21 protein-coding genes and 2 tRNA genes are annotated in these 21690 nt (G+C 68.1%); 8 read left to right on the top strand and 15 right to left on the bottom strand.

Annotation, left to right across the window (positions count from 1 at the left end; all coding sequences use genetic code 11):
• Positions 1–53 precede the first annotated feature (53 nt).
• Positions 54–1538: a deoxyribodipyrimidine photo-lyase gene (locus tag L593_RS06600; protein ID WP_020446162.1), complete on the top strand. Its 1485-nt coding sequence runs from the start codon at positions 54–56 to the stop codon at positions 1536–1538.
• Between the two features lie 30 nt (positions 1539–1568).
• Here L593_RS06600 and L593_RS06595 read toward each other — a convergent pair whose 3' ends face one another.
• From L593_RS06595 to L593_RS06575, 5 genes are all read right to left on the bottom strand, one after another.
• Positions 1569–2129: a class I SAM-dependent methyltransferase gene (locus L593_RS06595; protein ID WP_020446161.1), complete on the bottom strand. Its 561-nt coding sequence runs from the start codon at positions 2127–2129 to the stop codon at positions 1569–1571.
• Between the two features lie 48 nt (positions 2130–2177).
• Positions 2178–2399: a DUF2892 domain-containing protein gene (locus tag L593_RS06590; RefSeq protein ID WP_020446160.1), complete on the bottom strand. Its 222-nt coding sequence runs from the start codon at positions 2397–2399 to the stop codon at positions 2178–2180.
• Between the two features lie 204 nt (positions 2400–2603).
• Positions 2604–3500: a ribonucleotide-diphosphate reductase subunit beta gene (locus tag L593_RS06585; protein ID WP_020446159.1), complete on the bottom strand. Its 897-nt coding sequence runs from the start codon at positions 3498–3500 to the stop codon at positions 2604–2606.
• Positions 3501–3606: 106 nt separating this feature from the next.
• On the bottom strand, positions 3607–3957 hold the full coding sequence (locus tag L593_RS06580; protein WP_020446158.1) for an SHOCT domain-containing protein: 351 nt from the start codon (positions 3955–3957) through the stop codon (positions 3607–3609).
• 336 nt (positions 3958–4293) lie between these two features.
• A tRNA-Val gene (locus L593_RS06575) sits at positions 4294–4368 on the bottom strand.
• Positions 4369–4525: 157 nt separating this feature from the next.
• Between L593_RS06575 and L593_RS06570 the strand changes: the two genes are divergently transcribed.
• Positions 4526–5113, top strand: coding sequence for a hypothetical protein (locus L593_RS06570; protein ID WP_020446157.1), 588 nt, complete (start codon positions 4526–4528; stop codon positions 5111–5113).
• A gap of 47 nt (positions 5114–5160) precedes the next feature.
• On the opposite strand, the gene L593_RS06565 is transcribed toward L593_RS06570, so the two are convergent.
• Complete coding sequence (locus L593_RS06565; protein WP_020446156.1) at positions 5161–5955, bottom strand: NAD+ synthase; 795 nt, start codon at positions 5953–5955, stop codon at positions 5161–5163.
• A 268-nt stretch (positions 5956–6223) separates the two neighbouring features.
• Between L593_RS06565 and L593_RS06560 the strand changes: the two genes are divergently transcribed.
• Positions 6224–6294: transfer RNA gene (locus L593_RS06560), tRNA-Gly, on the top strand.
• Between the two features lie 565 nt (positions 6295–6859).
• On the top strand, positions 6860–7915 hold the full coding sequence (locus L593_RS06555; protein ID WP_049894360.1) for a phytoene/squalene synthase family protein: 1056 nt from the start codon (positions 6860–6862) through the stop codon (positions 7913–7915).
• Between the two features lie 20 nt (positions 7916–7935).
• Here L593_RS06555 and L593_RS06550 read toward each other — a convergent pair whose 3' ends face one another.
• The 4 genes from L593_RS06550 to thiE all read right to left on the bottom strand — a co-directional run bounded on the left by L593_RS06550 (position 7936) and on the right by thiE (position 11684).
• Positions 7936–8526 carry a HalX domain-containing protein gene (locus L593_RS06550; protein WP_020446154.1) on the bottom strand — a complete coding sequence of 197 codons (591 nt, stop codon included), beginning with the start codon at positions 8524–8526 and terminating at the stop codon, positions 7936–7938.
• Between the two features lie 219 nt (positions 8527–8745).
• Positions 8746–10011 carry an AGE family epimerase/isomerase gene (locus tag L593_RS06545; protein WP_049893934.1) on the bottom strand — a complete coding sequence of 422 codons (1266 nt, stop codon included), beginning with the start codon at positions 10009–10011 and terminating at the stop codon, positions 8746–8748.
• Between the two features lie 144 nt (positions 10012–10155).
• The gene (thiM, locus tag L593_RS06540) at positions 10156–11034 is read right to left on the bottom strand and encodes a hydroxyethylthiazole kinase (protein ID WP_020446152.1); all 879 of its coding nucleotides are present in this window, start codon (positions 11032–11034) and stop codon (positions 10156–10158) included.
• A complete protein-coding gene (thiE, locus tag L593_RS06535) occupies positions 11031–11684 on the bottom strand; it encodes a thiamine phosphate synthase (protein WP_020446151.1) in 654 nt (217 codons plus the stop codon). The genes thiM and thiE overlap by 4 nt, the downstream gene beginning before the upstream one ends.
• A gap of 268 nt (positions 11685–11952) precedes the next feature.
• On the opposite strand from thiE, the gene L593_RS15935 reads away from it, so the two are divergent.
• The 3 genes from L593_RS15935 (at position 11953) to L593_RS06525 (ending at position 13617) form a co-directional block, all read left to right on the top strand.
• Complete coding sequence (locus L593_RS15935) at positions 11953–12708, top strand: DUF5518 domain-containing protein (protein WP_049893933.1); 756 nt, start codon at positions 11953–11955, stop codon at positions 12706–12708.
• A gap of 147 nt (positions 12709–12855) precedes the next feature.
• The gene (locus L593_RS15930) at positions 12856–13032 is read left to right on the top strand and encodes a hypothetical protein (protein WP_187292649.1); all 177 of its coding nucleotides are present in this window, start codon (positions 12856–12858) and stop codon (positions 13030–13032) included.
• Positions 13033–13062: 30 nt separating this feature from the next.
• Positions 13063–13617 carry a DUF5518 domain-containing protein gene (locus L593_RS06525; protein ID WP_020446149.1) on the top strand — a complete coding sequence of 185 codons (555 nt, stop codon included), beginning with the start codon at positions 13063–13065 and terminating at the stop codon, positions 13615–13617.
• 541 nt (positions 13618–14158) lie between these two features.
• Here L593_RS06525 and L593_RS06520 read toward each other — a convergent pair.
• From L593_RS06520 to L593_RS06500, 5 genes are all read right to left on the bottom strand, one after another.
• On the bottom strand, positions 14159–15307 hold the full coding sequence (locus tag L593_RS06520; RefSeq protein ID WP_020446147.1) for a Gfo/Idh/MocA family protein: 1149 nt from the start codon (positions 15305–15307) through the stop codon (positions 14159–14161).
• On the bottom strand, positions 15304–16434 hold the full coding sequence (locus L593_RS06515) for a Gfo/Idh/MocA family protein (RefSeq protein WP_020446146.1): 1131 nt from the start codon (positions 16432–16434) through the stop codon (positions 15304–15306). The genes L593_RS06520 and L593_RS06515 overlap by 4 nt, the downstream gene beginning before the upstream one ends.
• 366 nt (positions 16435–16800) lie before the next feature.
• A complete protein-coding gene (locus L593_RS06510) occupies positions 16801–17772 on the bottom strand; it encodes a sugar phosphate isomerase/epimerase (protein ID WP_020446145.1) in 972 nt (323 codons plus the stop codon).
• 154 nt (positions 17773–17926) lie between these two features.
• Positions 17927–19108, bottom strand: coding sequence for a mandelate racemase/muconate lactonizing enzyme family protein (locus tag L593_RS06505; RefSeq protein WP_020446144.1), 1182 nt, complete (start codon positions 19106–19108; stop codon positions 17927–17929).
• A gap of 179 nt (positions 19109–19287) precedes the next feature.
• A complete protein-coding gene (locus L593_RS06500) occupies positions 19288–20439 on the bottom strand; it encodes a glycoside hydrolase family 88 protein (RefSeq protein WP_020446143.1) in 1152 nt (383 codons plus the stop codon).
• Between the two features lie 129 nt (positions 20440–20568).
• Here L593_RS06500 and L593_RS06495 point away from each other — a divergent pair, with 129 nt between their 5' ends.
• Positions 20569–21591 (top strand): DUF4432 family protein, encoded by a 1023-nt coding sequence (locus L593_RS06495; RefSeq protein ID WP_020446142.1) that lies wholly within the window; start codon positions 20569–20571, stop codon positions 21589–21591.
• Positions 21592–21690: the final 99 nt, after the last annotated feature.

The following is a 21690-nucleotide window of genomic DNA, read 5'->3' as shown; positions in this document are numbered from 1 at the left end:
GCACGGTCGCCGAAAGCCGGGCGTTGAAGCCGCTGGCGCGTCGACCGTGTATCGTGCCCCTCCACTGGCACCGCCGGGACCTCCGCCCGGCGGACAACGTCGGGCTCGCGGCGGCCGCGGACGCCGCGACGGACGACGCGGGAACCGACGCACCGGACGAGCGCGCAGACGGCGACCTCCTGGCGCTGTTCGTCCTCGACGACGCGCTGCTCGCCCACGCCGGCCCGCCACGGGTCGCGTTCATGCTGGAAGCGCTCGCGGAACTCCGCGGGTGGTACCGCGACCATGGCAGCGACCTCCTCCTGGCCCACGGTGACCCACGCGAGGTCGTCCCCGAGGTCGCAGTGGCGTCCGACGTCGACCTCGTCACGTGGAACCGCGACTACTCGAAGATCGCTCGCGAGCGCGACAGTGCAGTCCGCCGAGAACTCGCCGACCGCGAGATCGACCGGGCGTCCTACGACGACGCCGTCTGTCACGCACCCGGTTCGATCCTCACGAGCGAGGGCGAGCACTACTCCGTGTTCAGCTACTACTGGCGGAAGTGGGCAGAACGCGACCCCGGCGAGCCGCCGGCCGCGCCCGACGCCGATCGCCTCGCGAGCCCCGACCGGCTGGCGGCCGTCGAGGCTGCGAAACTTCGGAATCTCGACGATCCCATCCCGGGTCTCGACGACCTCGGCGTTCCCGAGCCGACTGCCGACGTCCAGCCCGGCACCCGCGCCGACGGACTCGACCGGCTCCACCAGTTCTGCGACGGCCCGATCTACGAATACGACGACAGGCGGGACGATCCGGCAGCCGCAGCCACCTCCAGGCTCTCGCCGCACCTTTCCTTCGGCACGCTCGGACCGCGGGAGGTCCACGCCGCCGTCGAGGCGGCCAAGGCCGACGCGCCGGACGACGACGCTCGGGAGAACTCTGAGGAGTACCGCCGCCAACTGTGCTGGCGGGAGTTCTACGCCCAGGTGCTCGCGGACAATCCCGACATGCCGACGACGCCGCTCAAGGACTTCCAGAATCCCATCGAGTGGCGGGACGACCCCGAGGCGCTCCAGGCCTGGAAGGACGGGAAGACCGGCTTTCCGATCGTCGACGCGGGCATGCGACAGCTCCGCGAGGAGGCGTTCATGCACAACCGCCTGCGGATGATCGTCGCCTCCTTCCTCACCAAGGACCTCCTGCTCGACTGGCGCGAGGGGCTGGCCTGGTTCCGCGAGCGCCTCGTCGACCACGATCCGGCCAACGACGCCGGCGGCTGGCAGTGGGCCGCGTCGGTCGGCGTCGACGCCCAGCCGTACTTCCGGGTGTTCAACCCCGTTACGCAGGGCGAGCGCCACGACCCCGACGCCGAGTACATCAGACGGTACGTCCCCGAACTCCGCGACGTCGAGCCAGACGTGATCCACGACTGGTCGGAGCTCTCACCGACCCAGCGCCAGCGGACGGCGCCGGCGTACCCCGCGCCGATCGTCGACCACGCCGAGCGCCGGGAGGAAGCGATCGCGACGTTCGAACGAGCCCGCGGCGACGAGTAGGCGGGCTATCCTGGGAGTTGCGACCCGGAGTTACTGTGCGATCGCGACGAGGAGGAACGTCTCCGGCCGCTCGGCGGCGTGCTCGACCGCGAAGCCGTGGTCCTCGAGCGCTGCCGTGGTCTCCGCGGCGCTGAAGCGCTCCTCGACTGGCGGTCCCGCCTCGCCGGATCCCCGTGCGCTCCAATCGAGGATCGCGAGTCGGCCGCTCTCGGTGAGCACCCGCCCGAGTTCGGTGAGCGCCTCGTCGCTCGCGAACTCGTGGTAGGTCATCGTCGAGAAGGCGCCGTCGAGTGCGTCGTCCTCGAAGGGCAGGTCGGCGACGCCGCTGGTCACCAGTTCGACGTTCTCCGGGACCCCCTTCTCGCGGTAGTACTCGTGCATCGCCGCCTGGACGTCGACGGCGTGGCAGGTCTCGACGTGCGGTGCGACCACGTCGGTGAAGAAACCGGTGCCGCTGCCGAGGTCGGCGACCGTGGCGTCGGCGTCGGCACCGAGCGCCCAGCGCAGCTCTTCGGCAGAACAGAATCGGAAGCGACGCTCCGCCCGCTCGAGTTTGTCGGCGCGGGAGGCGTCGAACGTGTGGTAGCCCATCGGTGCGCCGTTCGGCCTGCGGCCGGGAGTGTCCTCCGGTCCCGGCGATCAGGCGCGATCCGCGGGGCAGGTGCTCATCCCCAGTACTCTGTACAGGCCGCAGAACTGCGTGGCCGCGGTGACGAGCAAGACGACGCCGACGACGCCGGCGACGGCAGCCAGGGCGGTGCTCCCGCTCGAGAACGTGACCGCTGCCGCGACCAGCAGGAGTGCGCCAACGATACCTCGGACGATCCGGTCCGTCTTTCCGACGTTCGGCGTGAGTGCCATACCGTACCAAAGGTCATCGAGAACGGTAAGCGTTCGGCCACTTCTCGCGTCCCAAGAATTATGCGTGGGTAGCGATCCGCGACAGCGCCGCCGGCACGCGGGATGCACCCATTCGGCCGCCCAGGCTCCGCGTCCCGCCGTCGGCATCAAAGTGCGGCCATCCACCGTCCACGATCCGCATCAGGCTTGCCGGCGGCCGTCGCGTCAGCGGTCCTCACCGGGCGGCTGGTCCGCCGTCGACCGATCGGTGGCCGTGATCTGCGTCATTCGCTCGCCGTGTTTCTCGAGCGCGTACTCGACGAGGTCGACGTCGACCGCTTCGGGGATCGCTCCCTCGGTCTGCTCCATGGTGGCCGCGAGCGATCCCTGGACGAGCGTCGCGAGCTCGCCGACGGTCTCCTCGATCAGACTGGGGTCGACGCCACGTTCGTGGACGAGCTCCCGGAGCTTCGCGATCCCGAAGCCGACGTGCCGTCCCTCGTCGCCCTGGATCAGGCGGACCCCCTCGACCAGCCCGGGGAGCGTCGGCGTCTCGTCGGACTCGTCGCCGTAGACCGTCCGCAGCCCGTAGTACCCCGTCCGGGCGAAGATCCCCTCGACGACGAGGTGGTAGACGCTGTAGGCACGGGCTCTCGTTTCCGGGGTATCCTCGTCCAGGAGCGCGTGCAGGTACGTCTCCTGGCGATCGAACAGCGTCTCGTAGTCCGGGTCGAACCACCGCTCGTCGGTCGGCGACGAGACGGCGACGTCGCGCTCGCGCTCGACCTGCCGGATCACCTCCCGCCAGTACCGGTCGAAGAAGTCGGCGTGTTTCGCCTCCTCGTAACACTGCGTCGCGAGAAAGGACTGGTCCTCGATGCCGTCGAGCACGACGCCGAGTGGCGCGAGGTCGGCAGTCACCGACTGCTCGCCCGCCCCGAACTTGGCGAGCGCGTCGCGCAGTCCGTCCAGCACCGCCGCAGGGGCGTCCACGAGCGCCTCGACGTCGTCCTCGAGCGCGACGTCGGCCGGGTCCCAGTGGCGCTCGACCTCGGTCCGATAGTACTGGTAGCTCCGGTGGTCGCGGTCGATACCGGTCGGTGGGCTCGCGACGTTACTCATGTGGTACCAATCCGCACGCGAGCCGTATAAATCGACTCGTGGGGCGGATCCAGGAGCGAGCATTCCCTGACCGAGCGGCGGGTCGACGCGTCGCCGGACGTGTCGACTACGCGTCGGACTCGAGGCGTTCCCGCCGTTCCTCGAACTCCTCGTCGGTGATGTCGCCGCGGGCGTACGCCATGCGCAGTTCCTCGATCGCCGGGTCCGTGGACGTCCGCTTCGGACCGCGGAGGGCCCGCGCGATGGCGTACCCGATCAGGCCGATCACGGCGAGCATCACGAGCCAGGATCCGACCCACGCCCAGCCGGCGCCGTCGGACATTCCGCCGCCGTCCCACATGTGGCCGCCGCTCATCCCCAGCATCGGGACGGCGAACAGCAACATGAGGAACGGGATCAGGAGAAAGGCCGCAACCACGATCACTGCTGCCCGGAGGATGGTGTCGTCCGTGGCCATACGTCTGGGTACGGTCCGTGCGTGGATAAACGTCCGTCCGAATCCCTTCGCGGTGTTCGGTCATCGGGACTGTTGCTCACGATCGCGTCGCCTTTTCGATGCCCGGGCCGCTGGGGACGATGACGCCACGCACCGCTAAGAACGCCGACGCCTCGCTATCGCTCGGCGTTGTGCTCGACAGAAGTGGGTTAGGGCGGAGTTGAACTCGAGGAAGACAGTCCGGGGTGCTCGCTGGCGCTGCGCTCCCGGGCTGTGACTTCCAGCGTTCAACTCCGCCCGCCCTACTTCGACGCCACGGACCGCTCGCTGCGCTCGCGGTTGCGGTGTCGTTAGAAGTGGGTTGGGGCGGAGTTGAACCGCCGATCTCCTCCATGTCAAGGAGGTGTCATAACCGGACTAGACTACCAACCCGCCTTGCAATCACGAGTTTGCCACGGCACCAATAAAGGGTTTCGATGTGGGGGACGGCGGGCGACTCCGACCGCCTGGATCTCCCCACCCTGGCCGTCCGGACGGCGATTCGTTCCTCCGAAACCGTTGTATCGATCGCGCTCTCACCCTGTTGCAGATGCCAGACTGCGACTACTGCGAGCAGTCCTTCCCCGACGAGGGGTCGCTCCTCGAGCACATGGGCGAGGCCCACGAGGGCGAACTCGGTCGGATCGACCAGCGCCGCGTGGCGGACCACTATGGCGGTGACGGCGAGGGACTCTCGACGACGATCGTCTACGCAATCGTGGGAATCGTCGTGGTCGGAGTGATCGGCGGTGCGGTCTACGCGGCGGTCGGGGCGTTCAGCGGCGGCCCGGCACAGCCCGTCCACGAGCACGGGACGATCAACATGACGGTGAACGGCGAGCGGCTGGCGTTCGACGAGCCCCAGCACACCGCCAGCGGCGCCTTCCACTTCCACGACAGCGGCCCGACGTGGCACATGCACCCCAGCGAGCCCGGCCGCCTGACCCTCGCCGAGGCGATGCAGGACGTCGGCATCGACCTCACCGAGTCGACGGTCACCGTCGACGGCACAACCTACAGGGCGAGCGACGACGGGACCACGGTGACGATCCGCGTCAACGGCGAGCCCGTCGATCCGACGGCGTACGAACTCCACGAGGACGATCACGTCCGCATCGTCGTCGATTCGGAGAACTGACGGTCGGCGGTTCGACCCCTCGACGTTGCCGCCGGGGTATCACTTGCTCAGTCCAGGGGCTCCGGACTCGGCGGCGTCGCTCGCTTGTGCGCACTCTGGGCGTGCAGTTCGCGCACGCGATCCACCGTCTCGCGCTCGACGTCGAGCTCCCGCGCCGTGGCGTCGGCCGACAGCGGCCCGTCGACGTGCAGCGCGAGGATCGGATCGAGCGTCTCGTAGCGCAGGCCCAGCTCCTCCTCGTCGGTCTGGTCTGCCCACAGCCCCGCCGTCGGGGGCTTCTCGACGATCGCCTCGGGCACGCCGAGGGCCCGCGCGAGCTGGCGGACCTGCACCTTGTACAGGTTCCCGATCGGGTGGCAGTCCACGGCGCCGTCGCCGTACTTCGTGAAGTAGCCCACCTGCGCCTCCGAGCGGTTGCCCGTCCCGATCACGAGGCGCTCGTCGTGGTTCGCGATGAGGTACGTACAGACCGCCCGCATCCGGGCGCGAGCGTTCCCGATCGCGACTTTGTCGTCGCTGATCTCGGGGAAGCCGTCGAGTACCGAGTCCACCATCCCGCCGATCGGCACGAGGTCGTAGGCGATCCCGAGTTCCTCGGCGACGAGTTCGGCGTGGCTCATGTTCTGGTCGGTGCTGACCGTTCCGGGGAGGACCAGTGCCCGCACGGCGTTGGCGCCTAGCGCTTCCACGGCGAGGGAGGCCGCCGTCGCGCTGTCGATGCCGCCGGAGAGCCCGATCACCGCGCCCTCCGCCCCGGCAGCGGCGACCTGTTCCTGGAGAAAGCTCCCGATGTGCTCGCGCCGTCGCGCCAGCTCCGCCTCTGAGAACCGAAGGTCGATCATTGCTGCCTCGTTGGGTGCGGGCCACCAAATAGCCGTCCGTCGGCATCAATTTCTGCACGCACGTTGCCCGGTCGCTCGACTGCGGTCCGGAGCGCTACGTTCAAGTGCGCCACGGCGATACCTTCGAGTGAACCTCACCGCCGTTCCCGAGCGCCGGTGTCCTGCCGGGCGAGGCGAGGCAGGCATCGGCCCGGATATCGTGCGCCGGTGGTGAGCAAATCCGGAGGATTTGCGAACCTCGGCGCACGAGCGAACGGAGTGAGCGAGTGCGCCGGTGGTCTAGTGGTAGGACATGAGCTTCCCAAGCTCATAGCGCGGGTTCAATTCCCGCCCGGCGCATTCTGCGACGAACGGACGGAGGAGCGAATGCGCAATGAAGGGATTGAAGCCTGGAAGTCGCAGTCCCGGAACGGCCGAGCACAGCGAGGCCGCACGCCCGGAACGTCTTCCTCTGGTCCAATTCCCGCCCGGCGTCCTGGCGAGCAAAGCGAGCCAGGGCTCGGGAGACGAGCGGAGTGAGTCTCCCGGCGCATTCGAGGCGCGAGCGAAGTGAGCGCATCCGTCCCGAACCTGATCGCGGAGCGACAGCGACGAGCGGATCGTGCGGGAAGCATGCTTCCGGAACTGAATCGGTGACCGATAGCGACCAGCGTGGGCAGGGATCGGCGCCCAACACGCCACCGGACGGCCTCCGACGTGCTACCCTCGGCCGTTCCCGATCCGGAACTCGAAAACGTCCGGAGACCGTTCGTCGTCGTATCGAACGAATGCGACGCCAGCCCACAGCACGGCAGTCCGCGGTGATCCCAACGGACGCTACGTCGGGCAGCGACGATTCCTCGCGTGTGATACCAGGCCCCCACCAGTCGGCCGACGGGTGGACGATCGAGTGGGGGCCGAACGCGTGACTGCCCGACTGCCCTCGTCGGACCTCGAGTGGTGTCACGACGCCGTCCAGGACGTCTCTCGAACGTTCGCACTCACCGTCGACGTGCTCGAGGAACCGATGTCCTCCCAGATCTGCCTGGGCTACCTCCTCTGTCGCGTCGCCGACACGATCGAGGACGCCAGCCACCTTCCGCCGGCCGAACAGGTCGCGCTGCTGGATCGCTACGACGCCGCGCTCTCGTCCGACACGGACGTCACGATGGCGCAGTTTCGCTCGGAGGTCGACGAGTGGCTCCCGTCGCCGGCCGAGCGGAATGCGGACTGGTCGGTCGTGGCGAACGTCCCGACCGTGTGGGCGACGTTCGAGGAACGCCCCGAAGCCGTCCGCTGCGCCGTCGTGCCGCCGGTCCGGGAGATGGTCACCGGGATGGGGCAGTTCATCGAGCGCTACGAAGACGCGGGCGGGCTCCGGATCGCCGACCGCGCCGAACTCGAGTCCTACTGTCACTACGCCGCTGGAACGGTCGGGACCCTCATTACGAACCTCCTCACCCGGGGCGACGTCGGCCAGGACAGATCACGGCAGCTCTACGACACTGCCGGCGCCTTCGGGCTCCTCCTGCAGCTCGTGAACGTCTCGAAGGACGTCTACGCCGACTTCCACGAAGAGAACAACGTCTACCTCCCCGCGGAGTGGCTCGACGCTGCTGGCGTCGAGCAGGATGCCGTCCTCGATCCCGACAATCGGGACGCGGTCGCCACGGTCGTCGACCGGACGGCAGCGTTCGCCCAGACGTTCCTCGACGACGCACAGTCCTACCTCGAAACCGCCCCGATGGCCTTCGGCAACACGATCGCTGCCTGGTCGATCCCCTATCTCCTGAGTGTGGGGACGCTCCGGGAACTGCGCGATCGGCCGAAGGACGCGCTCACGGACGGTGGTGTGAAAGTGTCCCGGCAGGAGGTCCTCGCCGTGGTCCACGCTGCAAACGGTACGAGTCCGGCTGGACTCTCGGACCTCCGCGAGACGATCGCCCGCGAGCCGTTCCACCTCGCGAGCACCTACCGCTGAACAGCGTACCGGCAGCCGCCTCACTCGAGGATGGGGTCAGCTTCCTCGGTGTCATCGAGCGAGCGGAACAGCGCCTCGAAGTCGCGGTGTTCGAACCGGTCGACGCAGTGTTCGAGGTCGGCCTCGAGGTCGTCGATCTGCTCGGAGAACTCCCGATAGCGGTCGTCGTCGAGTTCGGCGCTTGACTTGTGCTCTTCGAGGACGGATCGCTTGGCCACGAGCGCGAAGTACCGCTGGAGGGAGTCCGCGTAGTTGTCGCGGGCGAGGAGCCGCTCGATGGTCCCGATGAGTTCACCACGGGTGAGCGGCTTCACGACGTACTCGTCGAACCCCATCTCGAGGATGTCGAAGTCCGGCTCGACGGCGGTCGCCATCGCGACGCTGCAGTCGCTCACGTCGCGGATAGCCTGGAGCACTTCGTCACCGGGGCGGCCGGGGAGCCGCCGGTCGAGGACGACGACGTCGACGCTCTGGTCGAAGGTGTCGACCGCGTCGTCGCCGTCGTGGGACACGGAGACGTCGTAGTCCTCGGAGAGCCAGCTCTCGTAGAGCCGGGCGATCTCCGGCCGGTCCTCGACGATCAGGACGTGTGCTCGTGTGCCAGGTGCCATCGTGGGACTCCAGACTGCGTGGTACTTCCTAACGAAAAGCCGTGAGTAAAGTGTTGTGGCCATTGGCAACGGTAGGAAAATACGAGGAATGAGCGGCTCTATTCGGTGTTTTGGCCAACGTTCGACGAGTCCGGTCGTAGTTTCAGCGTCGGCAGCGAGTGCAGATATAATGTGAACTATTCACACGCCCCGAGCGTTTCCCAGGTCGGTCGCTCCGGGTTACGTCCCGCCCAGCGCGTCGAGACACTCGATCATTGCGCGGCCGTTGTGGTAGGCGCCCTTGTAGAGCGCGCCCTTCCGGCCGACCGGCTCGAGGTCGTCGGTAACCCCGGAGTGCCACTCGCCGACCTCGTCGTCGAACTGGTAGGACTCGAGGAAGTCCCAGGTCTCCTCAAACACCTCGGCGTAGCGCTCCTCCCCGGTCAGGTCGAACATTCGCAGCGCGCTCGTCAGGACCTCGGCCTGGACCCACCACGCCTTCACGCGGTTGGTCGCGGGCTCCCCGATCGGGCCGAAGAAGTAGAAGCCCCCGTGTTCGTCGTCGTAGCCGTACTCCAGGGAGTAGTCCCAGAGCGTTTCGTAGAAGTCCTCGAAGAGCTCCTGGGAGAGCCCGAGCGCCTCGACGGCGTCCATGACGAGCCAGACGCTCTCGAGGTCGTGGCCGTAGGAGGCCAGCGCGAGGTCGCCGAGCTGGGGTGTCCAGTCGGGCGCGTACTTGTCGGTGCAGGCGCCCACGTCCTTGCGAAGGACGGTGTTCGTACAGATGTGCAACAGCTCCTCGAGCTGATCGCGGCCGGCCCCCGTCGCCCGGTGGTACTCCGTAACGGACTCCAGCAGGTGAATGTGGGTGTTCATCAGCTTGAACGAGGCGTCGAGTTCCTCGTCGTCGGACTCCTTCGTCGACCAGTCGGGCTCGATGCCGTCGAGGTAGGTCCGCCCCTCGAGGATCGGCGTCCAGTCGGGCTCGAAGTACTCGACGTAGCCGCCGTTCTCGTCGTCGTGCGCCTCCTCGTCGAACAGTGCGACGAGGCGCTCGGCGTACTCGCGTGCCTGATTCCCGCCCGTGGAGAGGCCACTGTCGAAGGCGCGGTCGAACTCCGAGAGCGCGTACAGCCCGAACGACTGGCCGTACATGTGCTTGTTCGGCTTGGTGACCGTGCCGTCGCGCTCGACCTGCCAGTAGAACCCGCCGTGCTCGTCGTCCCACATCTCCTCGATGAGGAACTCGAGGCCCTGCTCGGCGGCTTCGCGATAGTCGCCGTGGCCCTCCCGATCGAGTCGGGCGAAGAACCAGACGAAGCGGGCCTGCGTGACGATCTGCTTCTCGGACGTGCCGGCGAACTCGCCGTCGGCGTCGTAGCTGGTGATGTAGCCGCCGTGCTCCTCGTCGATGCAGCGGGGGTACCAGAAGTCCAGGATCGAGTCCTCGAGGTTCGCCGCGACTTTCGGCGCGTACTCCGCCCCGAGCGCATCCATGTCTGCCATACACACGCTCGCGCTCGGCGGGAGGTAGTCGTTTCGCTCGCGGTGGCCCTGGCCAGCCAGGATCGCTGGCCCGAACCGGATCGGCTGCCGCGAGCGGCGCGCACGTCGGCAACGGCCGGATAGCTGCCGGGCCGCGGTCAGGGCCTACCGCTCCGCCGCCAGGTCGACCCGGGCGTCGAGTTCGCCCGCGTCGAGGCCGTCGGCCGTCATCGCTGCGACGGCGTCGTGGAACGCGGTCCGGTAGCTCGCGGGGCCGTTCCAGTCGCCCTCCTCGGCCGCGTCTTCGCCGGCGACGCCGAAGGCGGCCGTGCCTGCGAGGGCGGCCTCGAGAGCGCGGTCCTCGCCGAGCGCGCCGGCGAAGACGGCTTCGGTGACGCCGAGCATGCAGCCGGTGCCGACGAAGCGGCCCATCATCGGGTCCCCCGACTCGACCTCGTAAGCAGCGTCGGCGTCTGCGACCACGTCGACCTCGCCGGAGGCGACGACCACGGCGTCGGTGTCCGCCGCGAGGGACATCGCTGTCTCGGCGATCTCGGCGTACTCGCCGACGGACTCGACGCCCTGGACCTCGGCGTCCTCGCCGGCGAGCGCGGTGACCTCGCCGTAGTTGCCCTTGACGATCGAGACGTCGACCTGTTCGAGGATCTCCGCCGCGACCTCGTCGCGGGTCGGCGTCGCGCCGACGCCGACGGGATCGAACGCGACGGGCGTGCCGGCCTCGTTGGCGGCCTGCCCGGCGGCGATCATCTCCTCTTCGTCCTCGTCGACGGTCCCCATGTTGAGGTAGAGGCCGGCCGCTGCGCCGGCCATCGTCTCGACCTCTCGCGGATCGACCGCCATGACGGGGAGGGCGCCCCAGTGCAGGGTGACGTTCGCGACGTCGTTGACGGTGACGTCGTTGGTGATGCAGTGGACCAGCGGGGGCTGCTCGGCGATCGCGTCGAGCGCCGACGGGAGCGTGACCTCGCCGTCGAAGGGGGAGGCGTCCGTCCCACCGTCGGCGACGAGGCGGTCGTCGCTCATCGGGCACGCACCCCCTGGGCGACGGCGTCGCCGAGGTCACGCGTCGCGGCCGCCGGGTCGTCGGCCTGCGTGATCGCCGTGATCACCGCGACGCCCGCCGCGCCAGCGGCGGTCACGTCCGCGGCGTTGTCGGAGGTGACCCCGCCGATGCCGACGATCGGAATCGACACCGCCTCGCGCACCGCGGCGATCCCTTCGGCCCCGAGATCGGACTCCTCGGGCGGCTTCTCCTTCGAGTCCGTCGGGTAGATCGCGCCGACGCCGAGGTAGTCCGCGCCCGCCTCCTCGGCGGCGACGGCTGCCTCGGGCGTCGCGACCGAGCGGCCGACGATCACGTCGGGGCCGAGCTGCTCGCGGGCGACGGCGATCGGCAGGTCCTCGTCGCCGAGGTGCACGCCGTCGGCGTCGATCGCACTCGCGAGGTCGATGCGGTCGTTGACGATCAGCGGGACGCCGGCGTCGGCGGTCAGCTCGCGGAGCTCCCGTCCGAGTTCGTACCGGTCGCTCGCGGGACTGTCCTTCTCGCGCAACTGGACGACGTCGACGCCGCCCTCGATCGCGGCCTCGACGATCTCGACCGTCGAGCGGCCGGCCGAGGCGTCGGCCTGCGTGACCAGGTACACCACGCCGTCGGTTGGGAAGTCGGTCATCGTTCGAGGATTTTTCGCCGAACGTAAGATTCCGTCGGGTGAGCGTCACCGACGGGTTCGGACGCCGACGCGCGTCACGACGGGGCTCCGAGCTGTCCGCGTCGCTGGTCGCCACTCGCTGCCCACGGCCCGGCCAGTGGCGAACCGCCCAATTGCCTGGAGCGTCGGCGTCGCCGCTCGCTCGTCGCCGGTTCGTCACCGGATTCCTGTCCAGAAATCGCCCTCCGAAGGCAGGTTCAAACGTTTCTGTGTCATAGAGTAACACGCAATGTCCTCCACATCGTCAACGGAGAGCGAGTCCCACGAGGTGGACCGCACGTCCGTCCGCCCCGTTCCGGCGGTCGTCGACTGGCTGGTCGGCGCACTGCTGATCATCGTGGGCTTCGCGTTCACACTCGGCGGCGGAGCGCTGTTCACCGTGATCGACCGCTCGGAGATCCGCGAGGCGCTCGTCGACGCCGAGACCGATCCGGATCCCCTCACGCTCCAGGAACTCGTCGACGTGTCGGCGACGACCGGGACGTGGTCGAGCGTCGGCCTGATCGTCTTCGGCGTGCTCGTCGTGCTCGTCGGCCTGGGCTACGTGTTCCGGCGTGGCCGAGCACGGCGCAGGGCCAAGGCGGGCGAAGCAGTCAGCAGCTACGGCGCGAACGCGCTTCTCGGCGCGATCGTCGCCGTCGTGCTCTCCTTCGTCCCGTTCTCGCAGGTGCTCGGCGGCATCGTCGCCGGCTACCTCGAGCGCGCGACGTCGCCGCGTGACGTCAGCGCCGGCGCGCTCTCGGGGTTCCTGACCGTGGTCCCACTGTTGTTCGTGTCGATCTTCGTGCTCGTCGGCGGCGTGATCGGCCTGCTGGACATCGGCGAGGCGGGCCTCGCGCTCGCCGCGAGCGCAGGACTCCTGTTGTCGCTCGCGATCGTGGCGACGCTCAGCGCCGCCCTCGGCGCCATCGGGGGCTGGCTCGGCGGCAAGCTCCGCGGCACCGGCACCCGCCGCGAGGTGAGCGAGCCCGGAACGACGACCTGAGCCGGATCCCAGCGCGCCGACGCGTCGCTCCCGCCTCGCGCCGGTCCGACGGTCGCACGCGCTTGCGGGGTAATCGCCAGTTCTCTGGTCCTTACAGCACGGGTAAAAGGCAGATTCAAGCCTCCAGCAGACGTATCTGTACCTGCTATGGTATCCACACCAACCACGGAGAGCGGGTCGTTCGACGCCGACCGAACCGCCCTCCGACCGGTCCCCGAGGTCGTCGACTGGGTCCTCGGCGCCCTCCTCGTCCTCGTCGGCCTCGCGAGCGCGCTCGCCGGTTCGGCGTTGTTCTTCGCGATCGATCGCTCGGAGATCCGGTAGGCCGTCGCCGACGAGGAGATCCAGTCCGACGTGCTCTCGAACGCCGAACTCGTCGACGTGACCCAGGCGCTCGCGACCTGGACAGCCGTCGGACTGATCGCCATCGGCGCGATCCTGTTCGTGCTCGGGTTCGCGTACGTCGCCGTCCGTCGTCGTACCCACAGCCGGGCCGCCGCAGGCGAGCAGGTGAGCAACTTCGGTGCGAACGCACTGCTGGGCGCGATCCTCGCGATCGTCCTCTCCTTCGTCCCCTTCTCCCAGGCGCTGGGCGGGATCGTCGCGGGCTACCTCGAGTCGGGGAGCTCCGAACGCGTCGTCGGCGTCGGCGCGTTCTCCGGGTTCCTGTCGGTTGCGCCGCTGCTCGCACTCCTGGTCTTCGTCTTGGCCGGCATCGTTGCCGGGCTCCTCGAGGTCGGCGAGGGCGCACTCGCGCTCGTCGTCGGCGCAGCGTTGCTCCTGTCGCTGGCGCTCCTCGCGACGGTCGGCGCCGGGCTTGGCGCCATCGGCGGCTTCCTCGGCGGCAAACTCGCCGACCGGGAGCGGAATGGCGGGTCCTCGGCGAACGAGTCGGACCAGACGCCCTGAGACGATTGCGCCGTCCGATCACGTCCGTCCACGGGCCGAGACCCGTACGACCGTGGAAGCGCTACCGACGATCCTCCGCGAACCGACGAACCTGGCGGACATGGAATAACTATTTGCTTATGTATTTCGAGATCTAACGATTCGCAGTAACTATTCTGGGGCTCACATCGATAGTTCATAAATTGGTGGAAATTTTCGGTCTTTAGCGCACTGTTTGCCGTCACTTCTCCTGTTCTGTCTGGACTATCCGCATATCAATGGACGTTATTTCACTAATATTGCCTCTCTTCACTGCCCGCGAGTCTCGCACCGGACTCCCGTCAGAAGCAAGGGTTTTATTCGCATTTAATAGGCGCTAACTTCCGATTCGTCCCCGATCGCCGCAGCGAAATCCGGCCGATCGGCATCGGCCTGCCTATCGATCGTATCTGAAAATAGTAATATTTCTCGAATAGGTAGGATCGTCAACCGACGGTTCGCTCCGACCACGATTGCGTTCCTGAGCACCTCCGACACGGTGACCGTCGGCCGGGCGTCCAGCCTATCCGGCACCCTCGGGGAGCCGGCGGACGTCGCCGGGCGTCTTCGGCTCGCCGTCCTCCGCGCTCGCGACCGCCGCGAAGGTCAGTTCCAGCGTCGCGAGGTTGTCCCGGCCGCTGTTGGTGGGCTCCCGGTCCGCCTCGATCGCGCTGAGCAACTCGGCCATCGCGCCGTGGAAGCCGTCGGGGAACCACGCGCCGTCGAGCTCCGGCGTCGCGTAGCCATCCTCGGTGAAGACGGTCACCTCCTGCTCCTCGAGGTCCGGCCCCTCGCTCTTGAGCGTGCCCTCACCACCGGTGACTACGGTGCGGTCCTCCGGCCCGAGCTTGGTGTCCGCGTCGAAGGCGAGCGTCACCTGCGCGCCGTCGAACTCGACGATCGCGCTGCCGAGCAGCGGCGGCGAGGCGGTCTGGCTGGGCGAGGGCTCGTAGTTCGCGTACACTCGCTCGGGCGGGTCCTCGACGAGTTGCGTGACCATATCGAACCAGTGGATCGCGAAGTCGTAGAGCACGATGTGCTCGACGTCGTCCAGGGGCGTGTCGCCGATCCAGTTGTGGTCCCAGTGGACGTTGCAGGCGACGCCGTGGACGTCGCCGATGAGGCCGTCCGCGACGGCCTGACGGAGGTAGGCGAAGTGCGGCGCCCACCGGCCGTTCTGGTTGACTGCCAGTTTGACGTCGTACTCGTCGGCGAGCTCCACGAGTCGCTCGGCGTCGTCGAGGTCGGTCGCGAACGGCTTCTGGCTCAGGACGTGCTTGCCGGCGCGAATGGCGTCCTCGACGATCGGCACGCGCTGTTCGGGGTGTGGTGTGACGTCGACGACCTCGACCGCGTCCAGTTCGAGGACCTCCTCGTAGTCGGCGTAGACGTCGGCGTCGAGGTCGAACTCTTCCCGGCGGTCCTCGGCCTTCTCGACCGTCCGATTGCACAGGGCGACGACGTCGTAGCCCGCCGCGGTGTAGGCTTTCAGGTGCTGTTCGCTGATGCCGCCGGTGCCGATCAGGGCGATCCCGGGGTCGTAGTCGTCCGGGTCCTGCGGCTGGTAGGGGTAGGTCGGGGCGGTCGTCTCCTCGAGGTCGACGATCTCCGCGAGCCCGTAGTCGTCTTCGTCACCCCCTCCGGCGCCATCCTCCGTCCCGTCCCCGCTCATAGGAACACTTCTTCGCCGCGCTCGGCGCTCTCGACGGCGGCGTCAGCGATGCGCTGGGCGTCGCGACAGAGGTCCGGACGCAGCGGGCCGAACTCGACTGGCTCCTCGGTCTCCATCCGATCGACCATGTACTGGATCGGGCCCTGCTTGGGCGGCGCGAGGTCGTCGACCTCGACCTCGTAGCCCTCGGGGTGGTCCTCGTCCTGCACGCGGACGGTCTCCTCGTAGTCGTAACAGGAGATCGTTCCTTCGGTGCCCACGAGGACGAACCCGCACTTCGGCTGGGGCTGGTCGATCCAGGGGTCAGTGAAGGTCCCCCACCGGGACTCGAACTTCGAGAGTCCTTCCTCGTACTTCGCCACGGCGATGCAGTGGGTGTCGACGTCCATATGGTCGGGGACGAAGGTGTTCGCCGTCACCGAGATCGGCAGGTCGCCGCCGCGGAACCAGGTGCCGAACGTCGTCCCGTAGCCGAGGTAGTCGTGGAGCGATCCGCCGCCGGAGTCGGGGTCGTGCCACCAGGCCTGCTCGTCGCGCTGGCGCGGCTCGACGTTCTCGATCGGGCCGCCGCCCTCGAGGTCGCCCATGAAGTGCATCTCCCCCTCGTCGCCGTACTCGACCTCCGTGAACCGCTGGCCGCCGCGGTTGCCATCGTAGTAGTGGACCTCGATCACCTCGCCGATGCGGCCCTCCTCGACGAGGCGCTTCGTCGTCCGGTGCGTGGGGTACCACGCCAGCGGCCAGTTGATCGCGAGTTCGCCCGCCGAGTCCTCCATGGCGGCCATCGCCCGCTCGCAGTCCTCCACGGAGGTGGCGAAGGGCTTCTCGAGCTGGACGTGGACGTCGTACTCGGCGAGGTGCTCGACCCAGTCGGCGTGCTCGGTCGGCACCGGACAGGTGACCACGAGGTCGACGTCGTTCTCCTCGAGGCAGCGCTCGTGGTCGCGATAGACTTGCTCGTCGTCGAGGTCGAACTGTTCGGCCGTCGTCTCCAGGGAGAGCGTCGCGCGCTCGGGATCCTCGTCGCAGATCGCGACGAGTTCCGTGTCTGGGTTGTCCACGACGTTGCCGAGCTGGTCGCCCATGTGGAAGTGTGCGAAGTTGATGCCGGCGACTGTCCAGGTCATGCGAATCGGTCGCTAGGTCACCTGCGCGGAGCAAAAAGGTTCGGCCAGAGGAACCGGGTGGCGTTTGGAAATGTGCGAATCGCTTCCGCAGCAGCCTCGAAAGCCCTCGGCCGTCTCGGCTCCCGCGACTCGCTGCGCGCTTCGCTCGTTCGCTACGCTCACTCGCTGCAGTGCTTGCGTCGTCGAGGTTTGCCGAGACGGCCTCGCCCTTTCATTCCGCCAGGTCGCGGTAGATCAGACGGCCGTTTCCGTGCGGTTGGTACTCTACCCGAATACGTGACGGGGAATCAACGCCGACGCGTGTCGCCCCGTCCGGCCGCGAGACGGCGAATCGGCCCGCCGCCGATCGCCCGCTCCCGCACCCACTCAGTCCTCGGCCGCGACCGCTCCCTCCGATTCCACGTCCTCCAGGATCTCCTGCATGTAGCCAAGCGACATCTCGTTTGCCTCGTCGATCGCCTCGATGCCCTGCACCTCGTGGTCCTCCATGACCGGGACGCAGTACTCCGAGACGAGGTAGCCGTCGTAGCCGACGTCGTCGAGGGCGCGGACGAACGCCTCGTTGTTGATCAGCTCGCCCGACAGCGGCGACGGCGTCTGGACGACCTCGCCGTCCTCGCGGGCGAAGTTCCAGGCGCCGTAGTGGGAGAGTTCGATGTGCTCGGCGCAGGCTTCGACGGCCTCCCGAACGTACTCGTCGCTCTGGCGCTCGTAGAACAGGACGGCGTCGAGGCAGAGCCCGACGTTGTCGCGGTCGATCTCCTGGACCATCTGCAGGGCGTCCTCGTAGCCGCCCGCGAGCACCGGCGGGTGGTTCTGCAGCGCGAGCGTGATGTCCATCTCCGCCGCCCAGTCGGCGACCTCGCGGATCCCCTCGACGCAGCGGCTCCACTTGGCGTACTGCTCGGTGCCGGGATACTGCTGCTCCCAGTGGGCGCGCATCGGGATCTCGCCGTAGATCGCGGTCTCGGCCTGGTCGTCCTTGATGCCGGGCCACGCCGGGAACACCTTCACGAGGTCGACCCCGAGGTCGTCGGCGAACTCGAGGACGTCGTGCATCATCGCGAGGTTGTTCTCCCGCTCCTCGTGGAACTCGCTCGCGAAGTTCGACATAGACTCGACGGCGCAGATCTCGATGCCCGCCTCGTCGGCGGTCTCGCGGATCCGCTGGCGATCGTCGGCGTCGAAATCCAGCGGGAACGCCGTCGGTCGCTTCGTCTCGATCGAGATCGCGTCGTAGCCCAGTTCGTCGGCGCGCTCGATCTGTTCTTCGATCGATAGCCCTGGCCCGTCGTGCCAGAGGCCGCTATAGGATACCGTGAGGAGGCCTAACTTCATGGTCGAACACCACAGAACAGTTTGTCACCCGTTACCATAAAATCGGTGGGTGATCTCCTCGTAGTCGTCCCTCGGACCCAAATCGGCGTCCAGCGACAGCTACCGGCCCGCCGGATCCGGGGCCTGCCGCCCCGTCCCGTGGGGGTTCGTCCGGTTACTCCGCGTGCTCCTGCGAGCCGTAGGTGTCCTTGAACTCGCTGGAGAGGAAGTTGTGGTCGGGCATCGGGTTACAGTCGTGCTCCTCGGCGAGGTCCGCGTCGAACTCGATGCCGAGGCCGGGCTCCTCGGGCACGTCGATGGTTCCGTCCTCGATGGAGATCGGATCCTCGATGACGTCGGTCACCCAGTCCGGGCGCGTGAACTCGTTGAACCCCTCCTGGATCTTGAAGTTCGGGAGCACGGCGTCCAGGTGCACGGTGGCGGTCATCGCCACTGGACCGCCCGCGGCATGCGGTGCGATCGAGATCGAGGCCGCGTCGGCCATCTGCGCGATGTACTGGACCTCCCGGAGGCCGCCGACGTTCGCGGCGTCGGGCTGGATGACGTCGATCGCGCGCTCGGAGATGAACTCGAAGGCCTCGAACTTGTTCTCGATGCTCGCGAGGTCGTCCGAGATGGGGATCGACAGCGCCTCCCGGACCTCCCGGAACGCGTCCGGTCCCTGGTGGGCCTGGATCGGCGCCTCGAACCAGGTCGGGTTGTACTCCTCGAGACGGGAGCCGATCTTGATCGCCTCGCCTGGCGTCAGGCGGGCGTGCCCCTCGATCATGAGCGAGGGCTCCTCGCCGACCTCCTCTCTGATTGCGGCGATGCGGTCGAGCGCCAGCTGCATCTCGTCGTTCTCGATGTCGCGCACGGAGTTCTCGTAGGGGTCGAACTTCAGCGCGTCGTACCCCCGATCGATCACGTCGGCAGCTCCCTCGGCCCACTCCTCGGGCGTCTCCAGCCCGTCGTACCAGCCGTTCGCGTAGGCGGGCAGTTCGGTTCGGATCGCGCCGCCGAGCAGTTTGTGAACAGGCTCGCCGTAATGCTTGCCGGCGATGTCCCAGCAGGCCATCTCGATGCCCGAGAGCATCGCCTGGGAGATGCGCGACTGCCCCCACGCGGTCTCCTGGGCCTTCACGCGGAGCGACTCGATGTTGAGCGGGTCCATCCCCTCGAACCACTCGTCGAACTTCTTCGCGTACTCGACCTTCGCGTAGAGGTCGGTGTTGGCCCAGAGGCCGCCGGCTTCGCCGACGCCGCGAAGGCCGTCGTCGGTCTCGACCGTGACGATACACCAGGGGTTCCACAGGTCGTCCTGCAGGGGGTACGCAGTAATGTCTCTGATCTGCATTGGCTTCCCCTAGTGAGATTCACGACGGTCTTCATAAATGATGGGGCCACGGTGCGTCGAACGCGGGGTACCAGCCGTGATCGTGCGATCCGGGGCGTCGACCGTCCGCCACGACAGCGGTCGTCGCCCACGCTCCAGCGGCGACCGGCCACAGTCCAGCGGTGACCGGCCCCTCGCGCTCAAACGGAGACGACGCCCGCCCGGTTCGCCAGCGCAACTGCGACGTAGTAGTCCGTCCAGACGAGTTCGTTTGCGTCGGCGTACCCCGCGGGCCCGTTGTAGCATCCCTCGATGACCATTCCCGGCTGCCGATCGTCCTCGGCCCCGGTCGGGGTCTGGTAGTTTTCCACCAGCGAGTCAAGGATCGCGTCGCCGGTCTCGCGGAGGTCGGCCGTCTCGGGCGAGTCGTCGAGTCGCGTGAGTCCGTAGGCCGCCAGCCCCGCGGCACTGGTGTCGCGGGGGACGTCGGGCGCGTCGGGGTGTTCGAAGTCCCAGTAGGGAACGAGGTCGGCGGGCGCGTGCGTCTCGTAGTAGCCGACCGTCCGCTCCAGGGCGTCCAGGTAGCGCTCCGCACCGGTCTCGTCGTAGGCCCGGGCGAGTCCGGCGATCGCCCAGCCCTGCCCCCGCGCCCAGCAGGTGTCGTCGCTGTAGGCGAGTTCGTTGTACTGGCGGACGAGTTCGCCGGTCTCCGGGTCGAACTCTGCGTGATGCCAGGTCCGCCCGTCCTCGCGAACGAACCAGTCCAGCGTCCGATCGGCGTGGGAGACCGCCGTGTCGCGGTAGGTCGGATCGCCGGTCTCGCGGTAGGCCCGCCACAGGACCGGCAGGGCGGTGTAGACCGAGTCCACGGCGCCGAGGACGTCGCCGGAGGGTCCCTCGTCGGCCTCCGGGCCGCGAAAGTTCGTCGCTGGGGCCTCGATGGGCTGGGTGCCGAGTGGCACCTGTCGGGCGCCCTGGTGGAAGTAGTCGACCGTCCGGTCGGCGCCGTCGATCCCGATCTCGCGGAAGCGCTGCTCGCCTGTCAGATCGAATGCCCGGAAGCCACAGTAGTTCGCGTTCATCCCGTAGAACATCGACCGCGGCTCGACCGACGCCACGACGGTCTCCGTCGCACGCTCGGCAGCCGTCCGAAACCGATCCTCGCCGGTGTACTCGTGGGCGAGCCACAGCAGGCCGACCCAGTGGCCGCCACACCAGTTGCCGTCGTCGGTCGTCGTCCACGCCCCCGTGTCGGGCTCCGCGACGTAGGGAAACGCCTCGCCCACCGCGTCGAGCGTCGTGTCGACGCGGGCTACCATCTGCTCGAAGGCACGCTCTGCGTCGGGCTGCATACCGGCTGGTCGTCCGTTGCCCTCTTAAGTATCTCGGCGAGCGACCCGCTCGACCACGACTCGACGCGGAGTGCGAGGAGGCAGGATTCGCGGAGAGCGTTTATTGTCCCTCGCGTGGGTCACTCCCACATGGCCGCAGGCACACACCTCCGTGTCGACGACGCCTACGCGTACAGGGGAATCGACGCGGTCCTCCTCGAGAACCGCCACCTCCAGCTCCTCGTCCTCTCCGGCAAGGGCGGCGACGTCCTCGAGTTCCGCGACAAGCGCACCGACGTCGACGTCCTCTGGCACGCCGACCACGACTGGCAGGCGCCGGGCGACGGCCGACTCCCGATCACGGAGCCCGACGCATATCACGATCACTACCCCGGCGGGTGGCAACTCCACCTGCCGATGGCCGGCGAGACCGACGACTTCGACGGGACGCCCTACGGGCTCCACGGCGAGAGCGCACTCCTGGCGTGGGACGCCACGTCTGAGCGACGCGAGGAGGCAGTCACGCTCCACCTCGAGACCGACCTGCTCCGGTATCCCTTCGCGATCGAACGCGACCTGACGCTCCGCCGAGACGAGCCGACGCTGTTCGTCGAGGAGACGGTCACGAACGAGGGTGGCGTCGCGGTTCCGTTCGTCTGGCAACAGCACCTCGCGCTCGGGCCGCCGCTCGTCGGGCCGGACGCGCGCCTCGAACTTCCCGCGGAGACCGGCCACGTCGAGGACTACGGCGACGGCCACGAGAACGCGCGCCTCGCCGGCGGGGAACGCTTCGCCTGGCCCGACGCACCGGGCGCTGACGGCGAGACCGTCGACCTCCGGGAGTTCCCGCCGTACGACGCGACGATCCACGACCTCGCGTACGCGACCGACCTGCGGGAGGGCCGCTACGCCGTGTCCAACGAGGAAATCGACCTCCGCTTCGAGTTCTCGTTCCCGCTCGATCCCTTCGAGCACGTCTGGTACTGGCAGCCCTTCGGCGGGCACGCGGCCTACCCCTACTGGAACCGGAACTACAACGTCGGCCTCGAGCCCACCTCCGCCTACCCAGCAGGCGACGTCCCCGACGCACAGCGCGCGAACGGAACGCTCGACCACCTCGCCCCTGGCGAGGAGCGCTCGGCGTCCTACGAAGCGACGGTCGGTCCCTCCTGAGGAGCCGGCAGCAGATCAACGGACCCCGTCGACAGCGGCGATCCGTGTCACGCGATTCCCTCTACCAGTCCCTGCGCGGCAACCGTTTCCGACGCAGGT

Origin of the sequence: Salinarchaeum sp. Harcht-Bsk1 (genome assembly GCF_000403645.1) — an archaeon.
In the GTDB taxonomy this organism is placed as follows: Archaea; Halobacteriota; Halobacteria; order Halobacteriales; family Salinarchaeaceae; genus Salinarchaeum.
Note: the sequence above shows the minus strand (reverse complement) of the source record. Positions and strands in the feature narration are given on the sequence as shown.

Bases quoted from the DNA above. Each gene is read 5' to 3' on its own strand.
- thiE (WP_020446151.1), bottom strand. From the start codon at position 11,684: ATGACCGACTTCCCAACCGACGGCGTGGTGTACCTGGTCACGCAGGCC.
- L593_RS06495 (WP_020446142.1), top strand. From the start codon at position 20,569: ATGGCCGCAGGCACACACCTCCGTGTCGACGACGCCTACGCGTACAGG.
- L593_RS06595 (WP_020446161.1), bottom strand. From the start codon at position 2,129: ATGGGCTACCACACGTTCGACGCCTCCCGCGCCGACAAACTCGAGCGG.
- L593_RS06500 (WP_020446143.1), bottom strand. From the start codon at position 20,439: ATGCAGCCCGACGCAGAGCGTGCCTTCGAGCAGATGGTAGCCCGCGTC.
- L593_RS06590 (WP_020446160.1), bottom strand. From the start codon at position 2,399: ATGGCACTCACGCCGAACGTCGGAAAGACGGACCGGATCGTCCGAGGT.
- L593_RS06580 (WP_020446158.1), bottom strand. From the start codon at position 3,957: ATGGCCACGGACGACACCATCCTCCGGGCAGCAGTGATCGTGGTTGCG.
- L593_RS06565 (WP_020446156.1), bottom strand. From the start codon at position 5,955: ATGATCGACCTTCGGTTCTCAGAGGCGGAGCTGGCGCGACGGCGCGAG.
- L593_RS06510 (WP_020446145.1), bottom strand. From the start codon at position 17,772: ATGAAGTTAGGCCTCCTCACGGTATCCTATAGCGGCCTCTGGCACGAC.
- L593_RS06515 (WP_020446146.1), bottom strand. From the start codon at position 16,434: ATGACCTGGACAGTCGCCGGCATCAACTTCGCACACTTCCACATGGGC.
- L593_RS15930 (WP_187292649.1), top strand. From the start codon at position 12,856: ATGGTATCCACACCAACCACGGAGAGCGGGTCGTTCGACGCCGACCGA.
- L593_RS06545 (WP_049893934.1), bottom strand. From the start codon at position 10,011: ATGGCAGACATGGATGCGCTCGGGGCGGAGTACGCGCCGAAAGTCGCG.
- L593_RS06570 (WP_020446157.1), top strand. From the start codon at position 4,526: ATGCCAGACTGCGACTACTGCGAGCAGTCCTTCCCCGACGAGGGGTCG.
- L593_RS06520 (WP_020446147.1), bottom strand. From the start codon at position 15,307: ATGAGCGGGGACGGGACGGAGGATGGCGCCGGAGGGGGTGACGAAGAC.
- L593_RS06550 (WP_020446154.1), bottom strand. From the start codon at position 8,526: ATGGCACCTGGCACACGAGCACACGTCCTGATCGTCGAGGACCGGCCG.
- L593_RS06585 (WP_020446159.1), bottom strand. From the start codon at position 3,500: ATGAGTAACGTCGCGAGCCCACCGACCGGTATCGACCGCGACCACCGG.
- L593_RS06505 (WP_020446144.1), bottom strand. From the start codon at position 19,108: ATGCAGATCAGAGACATTACTGCGTACCCCCTGCAGGACGACCTGTGG.
- L593_RS15935 (WP_049893933.1), top strand. From the start codon at position 11,953: ATGTCCTCCACATCGTCAACGGAGAGCGAGTCCCACGAGGTGGACCGC.
- thiM (WP_020446152.1), bottom strand. From the start codon at position 11,034: ATGAGCGACGACCGCCTCGTCGCCGACGGTGGGACGGACGCCTCCCCC.